At 59.6% G+C, this 11561-nt stretch carries 12 protein-coding genes; 4 read left to right on the top strand and 8 right to left on the bottom strand.

Going from position 1 to position 11561, the window contains the following annotated elements; all coding sequences use genetic code 11:
• Window positions 1-37: 37 nt before the first annotated feature.
• Both K9857_RS26990 and K9857_RS26985 read right to left on the bottom strand, forming a co-directional pair.
• Window positions 38-1108, bottom strand: coding sequence for an AI-2E family transporter (locus K9857_RS26990; protein ID WP_224541082.1), 1071 nt, complete (start codon window positions 1106-1108; stop codon window positions 38-40).
• A gap of 31 nt (window positions 1109-1139) precedes the next feature.
• Window positions 1140-1379 (bottom strand): sulfurtransferase TusA family protein, encoded by a 240-nt coding sequence (locus tag K9857_RS26985; RefSeq protein ID WP_175376181.1) that lies wholly within the window; start codon window positions 1377-1379, stop codon window positions 1140-1142.
• A 98-nt stretch (window positions 1380-1477) separates the two neighbouring features.
• Here K9857_RS26985 and K9857_RS26980 point away from each other — a divergent pair, with 98 nt between their 5' ends.
• On the top strand, window positions 1478-2911 hold the full coding sequence (locus tag K9857_RS26980; RefSeq protein WP_224541080.1) for a M48 family metalloprotease: 1434 nt from the start codon (window positions 1478-1480) through the stop codon (window positions 2909-2911).
• Window positions 2912-2989: 78 nt separating this feature from the next.
• Here the strand turns inward: K9857_RS26980 and K9857_RS26975 are convergent, their stop codons facing one another.
• From K9857_RS26975 to rpoE, 4 genes are all read right to left on the bottom strand, one after another.
• Window positions 2990-4417 (bottom strand): DegQ family serine endoprotease, encoded by a 1428-nt coding sequence (locus tag K9857_RS26975; RefSeq protein WP_224541078.1) that lies wholly within the window; start codon window positions 4415-4417, stop codon window positions 2990-2992.
• A gap of 178 nt (window positions 4418-4595) precedes the next feature.
• Window positions 4596-5555, bottom strand: coding sequence for a MucB/RseB C-terminal domain-containing protein (locus K9857_RS26970; RefSeq protein WP_224541076.1), 960 nt, complete (start codon window positions 5553-5555; stop codon window positions 4596-4598).
• An 8-nt stretch (window positions 5556-5563) separates the two neighbouring features.
• On the bottom strand, window positions 5564-6151 hold the full coding sequence (locus K9857_RS26965; RefSeq protein ID WP_224541074.1) for a sigma-E factor negative regulatory protein: 588 nt from the start codon (window positions 6149-6151) through the stop codon (window positions 5564-5566).
• A 31-nt stretch (window positions 6152-6182) separates the two neighbouring features.
• Window positions 6183-6764, bottom strand: coding sequence for an RNA polymerase sigma factor RpoE (rpoE, locus tag K9857_RS26960; protein WP_003172477.1), 582 nt, complete (start codon window positions 6762-6764; stop codon window positions 6183-6185).
• Between the two features lie 555 nt (window positions 6765-7319).
• Here rpoE and nadB point away from each other — a divergent pair.
• The gene (gene nadB / locus K9857_RS26955) at window positions 7320-8936 is read left to right on the top strand and encodes an L-aspartate oxidase (RefSeq protein WP_224541073.1); all 1617 of its coding nucleotides are present in this window, start codon (window positions 7320-7322) and stop codon (window positions 8934-8936) included.
• Here the strand turns inward: nadB and K9857_RS26950 are convergent.
• Window positions 8905-9357 (bottom strand): protein YgfX, encoded by a 453-nt coding sequence (locus K9857_RS26950; RefSeq protein WP_224541071.1) that lies wholly within the window; start codon window positions 9355-9357, stop codon window positions 8905-8907. The two genes, nadB and K9857_RS26950, sit on opposite strands and share 32 nt — an antisense overlap.
• Complete coding sequence (locus tag K9857_RS26945; protein ID WP_007898624.1) at window positions 9341-9595, bottom strand: succinate dehydrogenase assembly factor 2; 255 nt, start codon at window positions 9593-9595, stop codon at window positions 9341-9343. Before K9857_RS26945 ends, K9857_RS26950 begins: the two co-directional genes overlap by 17 nt.
• A 150-nt stretch (window positions 9596-9745) precedes the next feature.
• Here K9857_RS26945 and K9857_RS26940 point away from each other — a divergent pair, with 150 nt between their 5' ends.
• Together K9857_RS26940 and K9857_RS26935 are read left to right on the top strand one after the other, a co-directional pair.
• A complete protein-coding gene (locus K9857_RS26940; RefSeq protein ID WP_224541069.1) occupies window positions 9746-10687 on the top strand; it encodes a YgfZ/GcvT domain-containing protein in 942 nt (313 codons plus the stop codon).
• A 48-nt stretch (window positions 10688-10735) separates the two neighbouring features.
• Window positions 10736-11557: an HDOD domain-containing protein gene (locus K9857_RS26935; RefSeq protein WP_224541067.1), complete on the top strand. Its 822-nt coding sequence runs from the start codon at window positions 10736-10738 to the stop codon at window positions 11555-11557.
• The last annotated feature ends 4 nt before the right edge of the window (window positions 11558-11561 follow it).

The following is an 11561-nucleotide window of genomic DNA, read 5'->3' as shown; positions in this document are numbered from 1 at the left end:
GGTTTTGTAGGAGCGAGGCTTGCCCGCGAAGAGGCCCTCAAAGCAACGGCGCCACCATCGGTTCCTTGCGCGGCCACGCATCAAGCACCGCCTTGAACAGGGTCGCCAGGGGAATCGCAAAGAATACCCCCCAGAATCCCCACAGCCCGCCAAACAGAAGCACCGCACAGATAATCGCCACCGGATGCAGATTGACTGCTTCCGAGAACAGCAACGGCACCAGCACGTTGCCGTCCAGTGTCTGGATAATCCCGTAGACCGCCATCAGATAGATGAACTGATCGCTCCAGCCCCACTGGAACAGCGCTATCAGCAGCACCGGCACGGTCACCACCACGGCTCCGACGTAGGGCACCACCACCGACACGCCCACCAGCAACGCCAGCAGCGCCGCGTAGTTGAGTTCCAGAATGACGAAAGCGATGTAGGTCACGCCGCCGCAGATGAAGATCTCGATGACCTTGCCGCGAATGTAGTTGGCGATCTGCCGGTTCATGTCGTGGGCAACGCGGGTGATCAAGGCGCGCTCACGCGGCAGATAACCGCGCACCCACTCGCCGATCATGACCCGATCCTTGAGGAAGAAAAACACCAGGATCGGCACCAGCACCAGGTAGATCATGATGTTGACCAACAGCGGCAGGCTCGACAGCGAGAACGTCAGCGCCCACTGCCCGAACTTGCCAATCTCGCCCCGCGCCACATCAATGGCCTGCAGCACCTGTTCGTCGGACACCAGATGCGGGTAGCGTTCCGGCAGCAGCAATAGAAGCGATTGCCACTTGGCGAGCATGCCGGGCAGTTCGTTGAACAAGGTGATCAATTGATGCCAGAGCAGCGGCACCACGACCACGATGAACACCAGCAACACGCCCATGAACAGCGCGAAGACCAGCCCGACCGCCACTCCACCCGGAACGCGCAGACGCTCCAGACTCAGCACCAGGCCCTGCATCAGATACGCCAGCACCATCCCGGCCAGCACGGGCGCAAGCATGCCGCCCAGGGTCAGGACGGCGGTGAATGCGAGAAAAAGGAGGACTGCCAGAACCACGGCTTCTTCATCGGAGAAGTAGCGCTGAATCCAGTCGCGTAACACTTTGAACATCAATAATCCTTAAGAACAAACGTCGCGGGTTTCAGGCCTTCTTCAACCAATAGCGGTAAACGCCTGATTCGTCTTCTTCACGAAGCAGCGTATGACCGGCCAATCGGGCAAAGGTGCGAAAGTCGCGCTGCGAGCCTGCATCCGTGGCGATCACCTTGAGCACTGCGCCACTGGCCATGCGGTTGAGTTCCATCTTCGCCTTGAGTAACGGCAACGGGCAATTGAGGCCACTGGCGTCCAGTTCAACGTCATGGGCTACAGCGTCGGTCATTGCAACACTCCGGTACAGATGATTGAGCTGCCTAGAATATCTGGTCGCAAGGCTGGTGTCCGGCTACAGTAAGGTCTTTGTCGACTAAGGCTTTGTGCATGACTTTTTTGCGCCCTACCCTGCTGACGCTCGCTTGCCTGCTCGCCTCACCGGGCTTCGCCGACGATCTGCCGTCACTCGGCGACGCCAGTTCTGCCATCGTCTCTCCGCAACAGGAATACCAGTTGGGCCGCGCATGGCTGGCACTGTTGCGCAGCCAGGTGTCGCAGCTCAATGATCCGCAACTCAAGGACTATGTCGAATCCAGCGTGTATCGCCTGGCCGAGGCCAGCCAGGTCAATGACCGGCGCTTTGAATTCATTCTGATCAACAGCCCGCAACTCAACGCCTTCGCCGCTCCTGGCGGGATTGTCGGGGTCAACGGCGGCCTGTTCCTTAACGCCCAGACCGAAGGCGAATATGCCTCGGTAATGGCTCACGAATTGGCTCACTTGTCGCAACGTCACTTTGCCCGAGGCGTGGAAGCGCAACAGCGCATGCAGGTGCCGATGATGGCCGCGCTGCTGGCCGGGATCGTGATTGCCGCCGCCGGTGCAGGCGATGCAGGTATCGCCGCCATTGCCGGTACGCAGGCAGCGGCCATTCAGGAACAACGACGCTTCTCGAGGCAGAACGAACAGGAAGCCGACCGCATCGGTATTCTCAATCTGGAAAAAGCCGGCTACGACCCGCGCTCGATGCCCTCGATGTTCGAACGCCTGGGCCGCCAATATCGCTTCGACGCCAAGCCACCGGAATTCCTGCTGACTCACCCGGTGACCGAATCGCGTATCGCCGACACCCGCAACCGCGCCGAGCAGGCGCCCCAGGGCGGCATTGAGGACACGCTGCGTTATCAATTGATCCGTGCGCGAGTCCAGCTTATCTACGAGGAAACCCCGGGCCTGGGCGCCAAGCGATTCCGCGCGCTGCTGGATGAAAATCCGAAGAACGATGTCGCGCGCTACGGGCTGGCCATCGCCCAGATCAAGGGCGGCCAGCTGAACGAAGCCCGGGAGAATCTCAAACCGCTGCTCGCCAAGGCGCCCAACGAGATCATCTACAACCTTGCGCAGATCGACCTGGACATCACCAACAATCGACTGCCGGACGCTCAATCGCGCATGGACCGGATGCTCGCGCAGTACCCTGGCAACTATCCGCTGAACCAGGTGCGCGTCGACCTTTTCCTGAAACAGAACCGCACCGCCGATGCCGAGAAAGCTCTGGAAGGCCTGCTTAAGTCCCGTCCGGACGATCCGGATGTCTGGTACCAGGTGGCCGAGACTCGCGGGCTGTCGGGCAACATCATCGGCCTGCATCAGGCGCGCGCCGAGTACTTCGCCCTGGTGGGCGACTACCGTCAGGCCATCCAGCAACTGGACTTCGCCAAGCGCAAGGCTGGCAGCAACTTCCCGCTGTCTTCGCGCATCGATGCCCGTCAGCGTGAGCTGATGGAACAGGAGCGCATGATCAAGGACATGATGGGCTGACGACCTCGGACACCATTTGTTCCGGACATAAAAAAACCGCCTCTTTCGAGGCGGTTTTTCATTCAGCCGACAACCGGATTATTCAGCCAGTTTGAAGGTGATGAAGCTGGCGCGGCCCTGACGCAGAACGCGCATGGACACCGAACGATTCTTCGGCAGCGCCTTGGCGATCTCCGCGAACTGCTTGGTGGACTCAATCGCCTGGTTGTTCAGGTGGGTAATCACGTCACCCGGCTGCAAGCCGATCATGGCGGCAGGTCCATCCTGAACTTCCTTGATCACCACACCGCCCTTGAGGTCGTAGGTTTTCTTCTGCTCGGCAGTGATTTCGACCACCGAAACACCCAGGCGATTGCTGCTGCTCTCGGCACCGGATTTCGGCAAGGCGCTGAGGTCCTTGTCTTCATCAGGAATGTCGCCGACGGTCAGTTCGACGTTCTTGCGCTTGCCGTCACGAATCACTTCGAGATTGGCCTTGGCGCCAGCTTTCAGCGCGCCGACCAGATGCGGCAGATCGGCGGACATCACGATCGGCTGACCATTCATGCTCAGGATCACGTCGCCAACCTGCAGGCCGCCCTTGGCAGCAGGACCATCGTCCTGGATCTGTGCAACCAGCGCACCGGCCGGCTTATCCAGACCAAACGACTCGGCAAGATCCTTGTTCACTTCCTGAATCACCACGCCCAGCCAGCCGCGGCTGACTTTGCCACCGGTTTTCAGCTGGTTGGAAACGTCCATGGCCACGTCGATTGGAATGGCGAACGACACGCCCATGAAGCCGCCGGAACGGGTGTAGATCTGCGAGTTGATGCCGACCACTTCGCCATTGAGGTTGAACAGCGGGCCGCCGGAGTTACCCGGGTTGATTGGCACGTCGGTCTGAATGAACGGCACATAGTTTTCGTTGGGCAGGCTGCGGCCCACGGCGCTGACGATGCCTTGGGTCACCGTGTGGTCAAAGCCGAACGGCGAACCGATCGCCACGACCCACTGGCCGGCTTTCAGATCCTGGGATTTGCCCAGCTTCAGCACCGGCAGGTCCTTGCCTTCGATTTTCAGCAACGCCACGTCGGAACGGGTATCGGTGCCGACCAGTTTGGCTTTCATCTCGCTGCGGTCAGCCAGACGCACCAGAATTTCATCGGCATCGGCGATCACGTGGTTGTTGGTCAGGATGTAGCCGTCAGACGAAATGATAAAACCTGAACCGAGGGATTGCGCTTCACGCTGACGATCACCGCGAGGTGAACGCTGTTGCGGCGGCATGCCGCGTTCGAAAAACTCGCGCAGCATCGGCGGCAGGCCTTCGAGATCCGGCATCTGCTGGTTCACTTTGCGGTCCGGCAGTTTCTGCGTGGTACTGATGTTCACGACTGCGGGCGAAGCTTGCTCGACCAGCTGGGTGAAGTCGGGCAGATCGGCCGCTTGCGCGGAGACTGCCTGACCGAGCACCAGCACGGTGGCAAAAATGGAGAGATAAGCTTTCAAGCGTGGTATCGACATACGGCTCCCGTTACGACGAGCATGGTTAAGCGATATGGAACAAGGAACCCGGGAAAAGATACGCCGGTATCTTTGTTTCGGGAACAACAAACAAGGCCAGAGCCGAGGGGCTCTGACCTATAAAAAATTCTCGGGGTATTTGCAAACTGAAATGCTCACGAAACATTTCGATTTCAGCTCACTGCTTGGTGGTGGCAGCGTCGGTTCGCATCGATAGCGCGATTCGCTCGGCAGTGCCGACCGGAATCTCCCCGACCACAGTCACCATCATTTCGCCTTGCGGCGTGGTCATGCGGCGGGAAACGGCGACAGTTGGGCCAAGCTGAGTGCGGGTGTCAGTCACCGTGGCGCCATTCAATGGCTCCAGGAACACCGAAAAACGCGCCAGGCCATCATCGTACATCAGGCTGTTGATCTGGGTTTTGGTCTCCGGATCCTTGCGCGCCGTGCTGCTGGTCAGCTCGAAGCCAGGTGGCAACCAGTCTGAACGCCAGGTTTGCGCAGTCTTGACCGCGGAAGCCTTGTCGCTTTCAAGATTGACGGCTTTGCAATCGGAGCCCGGCTGCAGATCGCTGTCGGACGGAACGCTGGAAGTGTCCAGCTGGGTGAACTGAAACCTTTCCAGAAGTCGCCCCTTGTCATCGAGCAGCAATGACTTGAGCGGCAAACCGGTTTCCTTGTCCAGATGCAGTTCGAAACCGTAGCGGTGCTGATCACGAGGCGTCAGCGACACAATCACCGCCGGACGGCCGGCCACGCGCGACTTGCCGACGACAGCAAGGTCATACCAGTTCTTCAGCTTTTGTGGATCGAGTGCACGAGCCGAGGAGTTGGGGGAGTCCCCAAGCCCTGCTATCAGGGTGCCGCTGACGCATTGAGTACGTCCATCAATGCGTACGACTTCCTGCGCCGACCCGTCGAGCTGAAGCAATCGCTCGCGGACCTTGCCATCCTGGACGCGGTGCCAGATGTCATGGGTAGAAAAACTACCGTTGCGCTCGTAGACGAAAGTACCGTGAAAGCTTTGCTGCTGCTCGGCCTGGCCAAGACGGGTCAGCCAGTCCTGAGCTTCATCGGCGTGGGCTGGCACAACGAACCAGCCACCAAGCAGAAGCGTAAGTAGAGGTATGGCGCGCATGATCCTCCTTAACGGTTTTCCAGGCTTGCTGCACGCGCGTAAGGCAGAGCGCTCTCGGTACCTTTCAGTGCAGCCTGTTGAGCGTGTTGGCGCAAGTAGCCTGGAAGACGCTGATCGTGCCAGCCTGGCTGCCCTTGCAATACACCGTTGGCCATTGGGCCAGTAGCGTCCGAACTCTCACTATAGCCTGCCAGAACAGCCGGGCCCTTCACTTGTGGAGCGGCCAGGTTCTGCTGGGTCGATTGCTGAGCCAGTTCCACACCGGCGATTTCGTCCTGGTTATACAGACGAACACCTGCCAGTACGGCAACCGTTACCGATGCAGCAACGGCCAGACGACCCAGGCTGCGCCATGGACCACGGGTGGCTTTTGCCGGTACGGCTTCGTCGGACAGAGCCGCGGAAACTGCCGCTGCAATATCCAGGCGTGGCAGCAGAAGATCCTTGTGCATCGCCGCACGAGCAATCTGGTAACGAGCCCAGGTTTCACGGGTTTCAACATCGTCGCAGGCGCTGAGCACCCGACGCAATTCCAATTCGTCCGCTTCGTTATCCATCACTGCGGACAGCGATTCCTGCAGGGCTTCACGACTCATGGCGTTCCTCTCTTGGCTGTCGCCGCTGTCATTAGTTTTCCTGCAACAACGGCTGCAGGGCTTTATCGATGGCCTCCCGGGCGCGGAAGATCCGGGAGCGCACGGTGCCCACCGGACATTGCATGACGCTCGCAATGTCCTCATAACTCAGACCATCGAATTCACGCAAAGTTAAAGCCGTACGTAAATCTTCAGGTAGTTGCTGAATGGTTCGATGGACGGTGCCTTCGATCTCATCCCGCAGCAAAGCCCGTTCTGGCGACTCGAGATCCTTGAGGCCATGATCGCCATCGTAGAACTCTGCATCCTCGGAACTGACATCGCTATCCGGCGGCCGGCGGCCGCGTGAAACCAGATAGTTTTTCGCCGTGTTGATGGCGATGCGGTAAAGCCACGTATAAAACGCGCTGTCGCCGCGAAAATTTCCAAGTGCGCGATACGCCTTGATAAAGGCTTCCTGCGCCACATCCTGCGCTTCATGGGTGTCGTGCACGAACCGCACGATCAACCCGAGAATTTTGTGCTGATATTTCAGCACTAGCAGATCGAAAGCACGCTTGTCGCCGCGCTGAACGCGTTCGACCAGTTGCTGATCCTCTTCCTGGGTTAGCATGAACACTCCTCAATAAGCACGGAGGAGGCTTGCAAAACTAAACGACCGGGCTTGCAAACATAGACTCGGGCTTTTCGCAAAAGTTCTCCCCCTCCAGGCAAGTTTCCTGCGGGCTCTGATTCGGCACGCACGAAAAACGCAGCACGAGATATCCCGGCTGCGCGAATAATCTTCTTGTCAGTTTCACCGGCAGGATCCAATCACAATCCTCCACGATTCCGACCCTGTCCCTAAATTCAGGCAACCGCCTATTGATCTTGGGCCTTTGGCAAAAGTTCCACACATTTATAGCTGTGTGACATCAACATTGTGCAACTGTGAATGGAAAAAGACTGTTAAATCCCCGATACAGTCCTCAAGCAGGCAAGTCAGCGAAAAAAACATCCGACGAAGCGTCAGGTTTTTCTCGTCACAGTAGTTTCACAATGCCATATGTGCTCGGCTATTGTGCCGCCCCACCCCTCTATATACTAGTGGGCTGTGCGCAAACCTGACTCGCCTGTCCAGTTGTCCAGCGCTTCCCCCCTACCGGGTCGCCTTGAGCGGAATCCTGAAATGAGCCAACAGTTTCAACACGATGTTCTGGTAATTGGCAGCGGTGCTGCCGGCTTGAGCCTTGCGCTGACCTTGCCCGGTCATTTGCGCATTGCCGTATTGAGCAAGGGCGACCTCGCCAACGGTTCGACCTTCTGGGCCCAGGGCGGCGTTGCGGCAGTGCTGGACGACACCGACACCGTTGAATCCCACGTCGATGACACCCTCAATGCCGGCGGCGGCCTGTGCCACGAAGACGCCGTGCGCTTTACCGTCGAGCACAGTAAGGAAGCGATTCAATGGCTGATCGACCAGGGCGTGCCGTTCACCCGCGATGAACAGTTCAGCAGCGAGGACGGCGGATTCGAATTCCACCTGACCCGCGAAGGCGGCCACAGTCATCGCCGCATCATCCACGCTGCCGATGCCACCGGCGCGGCCATTTTCAGAACCCTGCTGACCCAGGCGAAGCAGCGCTCGAACATCGAGCTGCTGGAACAGCGGGTGGCAGTCGACCTGATCACCGAAAAACGCCTTGGTCTTGAAGGCGACCGCTGCCTGGGCGCCTATGTCCTCAATCGCAGCACCGGCGAAGTCGACACCTACGGCGCGCGTTTCGTGATCCTCGCGTCCGGCGGCGCGGCCAAGGTCTACCTCTATACCAGCAACCCCGATGGTGCCTGTGGCGACGGCATCGCCATGGCCTGGCGTTCGGGCTGCCGGGTGGCGAACCTGGAATTCAACCAGTTCCACCCTACCTGCCTGTACCACCCGCAAGCCAAGAGCTTCCTCATTACCGAAGCCCTGCGTGGCGAAGGCGCCCACCTGAAGCTGCCGAACGGCGAACGCTTCATGCATCGTTTCGACCCTCGGGCGGAACTCGCGCCGCGGGACATCGTCGCCCGGGCCATCGACCATGAAATGAAGCGTCTGGGCGTCGATTGCGTTTACCTGGACATCAGCCACGAGTCCGAAGACTTCATCAAGACGCACTTCCCGACGGTGTACGAGCGCTGCCTCGAATTCTCTATCGACATCACCAAACAGCCGATCCCGGTGGTACCGGCGGCGCACTACACCTGCGGCGGCGTCATGGTCGACCAGCACGGTCGCACCGATGTACCGGGCCTCTACGCCATCGGCGAAACCAGCTTCACCGGCCTGCACGGCGCCAATCGCATGGCCAGCAACTCGCTGCTGGAGTGTTTTGTCTACGCACGTTCCGCCGCGGCTGACATCCTTGAGCAGTTGCCGCAGGTCGCCGCGCCCGCCGCCCTGCCCATCTGGGATGCGAGCCAGGTCACCGACTCCGACGAAGACGTGATCATCGCGCACAACTGGGACGAATTGCGGCGGTTCATGTGGGACTACGTCGGCATCGTGCGCACCAACAAGCGCCTGCAGCGGGCTCAGCATCGGGTGCGCCTGCTGCTCGACGAGATCGACGAGTTCTACAGTAACTACAAGGTCAGCCGCGATTTGATCGAGCTGCGCAACCTGGCGCAGGTGGCGGAACTGATGATCTTGTCAGCCATGGAACGCAAGGAAAGCCGTGGCCTGCATTACACCCTCGACTATCCGAACATGCTGCCGGTGGCCCTGGACACTATTCTGGTGCCGCCCACCTACGCCGACTGAACTTGAGCCGGACCCGCAGGCGACGGTGCAAGTCCGCCGCCTGCGAATCCCGGGGCACGCAAATGGCCCTGACTCGCCGCTCACCGCGCAAACGGAAACGCAGCACCACGATCAACGGCAGCGCCAAGCTGTCCGGCCGCAGCTGCACCGGCTGCCACCCCTTAGACCGATTCCACAATTGCCAGCCGTCGGCATCGCGCCGCAAGCCTCGAAAAGCCTCGGGATGAGTCAACAGAATTTGACGTGGCAATGCCCAGACGCCGTGCGCAAGGCAGCAAACAGCGCCGAGCAGGCTGGCCCAGATTGGAAGGGAGATAAGAAAAAGCGAACCCAGCGCGAACAGCTGGGCCAACAGATATGCCGCCAGCAACTGCCGCGAGGCATGCCAGCGGCATTCGAACGAATTACTTGGGCTGGACACGATCCAGAATCATGCGAACCATGCGCTGAAGCTCCGGATCTTCCGACTCGGCGCGTTCCATGAACCAGCCGAACATGTCCTGATCTTCGCATTCGAGCAACCTGACGTAGCAGGCGCGATCAACCTCGTTGAGGTGCGGGTAAACCTCTTTCACGAACGGCACCAGCAACACGTCTAGCTCAAGCATGCCGCGGCGGCTGTGCCAGTAGAGGCGATTCAGTTCAACATCTTCGACCATGGAGCGCTCCTCAAATAGGGCCGCAAGTATACAGCCCCAGACCTGATCGAACAGTCGGCTTTGGTCGGGCACCGACGATCCTTTGTGAACTACCCATTTCAAGGGCGCCCCCTTATCATGTCCGCCAGACTCTTTACCCTGCGATGACCCATGGCCGATTCTGCTTTTTTCTGCACGCTGTCTCATGAAGGTGTTCTGGCGGTCCGCGGCGCGGACGCCGCCAAGTTCCTGCAAGGTCAACTGACCTGCAACCTCAACTACCTCAGCGACTCCCTAGCCAGCCTCGGCGCGCGCTGCACGCAGAAAGGCCGGATGCAATCGAGTTTCCGTATCCTGCTCGAAGGAGACGGCGTGCTGCTGGCCATGGCCAGCGAGCTGCTTGAACCGCAACTGGCGGACCTGAAAAAGTACGCGGTGTTCTCCAAGTCCAAGCTGACCGACGAAAGCGCCGTCTGGGTCCGCTTCGGCGTCGACCATGGCGATGCCGCGCTGACCAGCCTGGGCCTTGAGCTGCCGGCAGACACCGACAGTGTCGCGCGCAACGACGGGCTGATCGCCATTCGCGTATCCCCTGATCGCGCAGAACTCTGGGCCGCCGCCGACCAGGCCGACGTCATCAAGGGCAAACTCGGCGCCCTGCTGGCCGAAGGTGATCTGAATCAATGGCTGCTGGGCCAGATCCGCGCAGGTATCGGCCAAGTGATGCCAGGCACCCGCGAGTTGTTCATTCCGCAGATGCTCAACCTGCAGGCGGTTGGCGGCGTGAGTTTCAAGAAAGGCTGCTACACCGGCCAGGAAATCGTCGCGCGTATGCAGTACCTGGGCAAACTCAAGCGCCGCCTGTATCGCGTGCAACTGGACGCCGGCAAACTACCTGAGCCCGGTACCCAACTGTTTTCCCCTGCTCATTCAAGCTCCATCGGCGAAGTTGTGCTGGCTGCCCGTGCAGAACAGAACATCGAACTGCTGGCGGTGCTGCAAGCCGAAGCCGCCGAAGCCGGTGACCTGCACGTCGGTGCACTCGATGGCCCGGCCCTGCAGTTGCTCGACCTGCCTTACGAACTCGACCGCGACCGCGAAATCCAGCGCTAAACACGGCACTTTTCAGCGACACCTTTTGGCGACACCTAGAGAAACGAAATGAGCGAGCTGGCGGAAAAGGTCCAAAGGGATTTGGTTGAGGCCATCGATAACGATGACCTGGTTCTGCCAACTTTGCCGGAGGTGGCGTTACAGATTCGCAAGGCCGCCGAAGACCCGGACATCGGGATCAGCGACCTGAGCAAAGTGATCGGCCGCGATGCGGCGCTGTCCGCGCGGCTGATCAAGGTGGTCAACAGCCCTCTGCTGCGCGCAACCCAGGAAGTCACCGACCTGCACACGGCGATCACCCGCCTGGGCATCAACTACAGCAGCAACCTGGCCATCGGCCTGGTCATGGAGCAGATCTTCCATGCCCGCTCCGAGGTGGTGGAACAGAAGATGCGCGATGTCTGGCGCCGAAGCCTGGAAATCGCCGGTGTCAGTTACGCGCTGTGTCGCAGCTACACCCAGCTCAAGCCCGATCAGGCAGCGCTGGGCGGGCTGGTGCATCAGATCGGTGTGCTGCCGATCCTGACCTACGCCGAAGATCACTATGAACTGCTGTCCGACCCGGTCAGCCTCAACCATGTGATCGACCAGATTCATCCGTTGCTTGGGGATAAACTGCTCAGGGTCTGGGAGTTTCCGGACGTTCTGGTGCAAGTGCCGCAGCTGTATCTGAACTTCAAGCGCGAATCGGCGCAGGTTGATTACGTCGACCTGGTGCAAGTGGCCAGTCTGTATTGCCACAAGGACACCGATCACCCGATTTCACGCATCGACCCCTTCAGCGTGCCGGCCTTCAACAAACTGGGGATCGACCCGGACAACAAGGTGATGTGTGCGGATCTGGAAGAAAACCGCTCGATGTTCTACTGACCCC

This window comes from Pseudomonas sp. REP124 (assembly GCF_020164475.1).
In the GTDB taxonomy this organism is placed as follows: Bacteria; Pseudomonadota; Gammaproteobacteria; order Pseudomonadales; family Pseudomonadaceae; genus Aquipseudomonas.
Note: the sequence above shows the minus strand (reverse complement) of the source record. Positions and strands in the feature narration are given on the sequence as shown.

Bases quoted from the DNA above. Each gene is read 5' to 3' on its own strand.
- K9857_RS26975 (WP_224541078.1), bottom strand. From the start codon at position 4,417: ATGTCGATACCACGCTTGAAAGCTTATCTCTCCATTTTTGCCACCGTG.
- nadB (WP_224541073.1), top strand. From the start codon at position 7,320: ATGAGCCAACAGTTTCAACACGATGTTCTGGTAATTGGCAGCGGTGCT.
- K9857_RS26985 (WP_175376181.1), bottom strand. From the start codon at position 1,379: ATGACCGACGCTGTAGCCCATGACGTTGAACTGGACGCCAGTGGCCTC.
- K9857_RS26980 (WP_224541080.1), top strand. From the start codon at position 1,478: ATGACTTTTTTGCGCCCTACCCTGCTGACGCTCGCTTGCCTGCTCGCC.
- K9857_RS26990 (WP_224541082.1), bottom strand. From the start codon at position 1,108: ATGTTCAAAGTGTTACGCGACTGGATTCAGCGCTACTTCTCCGATGAA.
- K9857_RS26935 (WP_224541067.1), top strand. From the start codon at position 10,736: ATGAGCGAGCTGGCGGAAAAGGTCCAAAGGGATTTGGTTGAGGCCATC.
- rpoE (WP_003172477.1), bottom strand. From the start codon at position 6,764: ATGCTAACCCAGGAAGAGGATCAGCAACTGGTCGAACGCGTTCAGCGC.
- K9857_RS26945 (WP_007898624.1), bottom strand. From the start codon at position 9,595: ATGGTCGAAGATGTTGAACTGAATCGCCTCTACTGGCACAGCCGCCGC.
- K9857_RS26970 (WP_224541076.1), bottom strand. From the start codon at position 5,555: ATGCGCGCCATACCTCTACTTACGCTTCTGCTTGGTGGCTGGTTCGTT.
- K9857_RS26940 (WP_224541069.1), top strand. From the start codon at position 9,746: ATGGCCGATTCTGCTTTTTTCTGCACGCTGTCTCATGAAGGTGTTCTG.
- K9857_RS26965 (WP_224541074.1), bottom strand. From the start codon at position 6,151: ATGAGTCGTGAAGCCCTGCAGGAATCGCTGTCCGCAGTGATGGATAAC.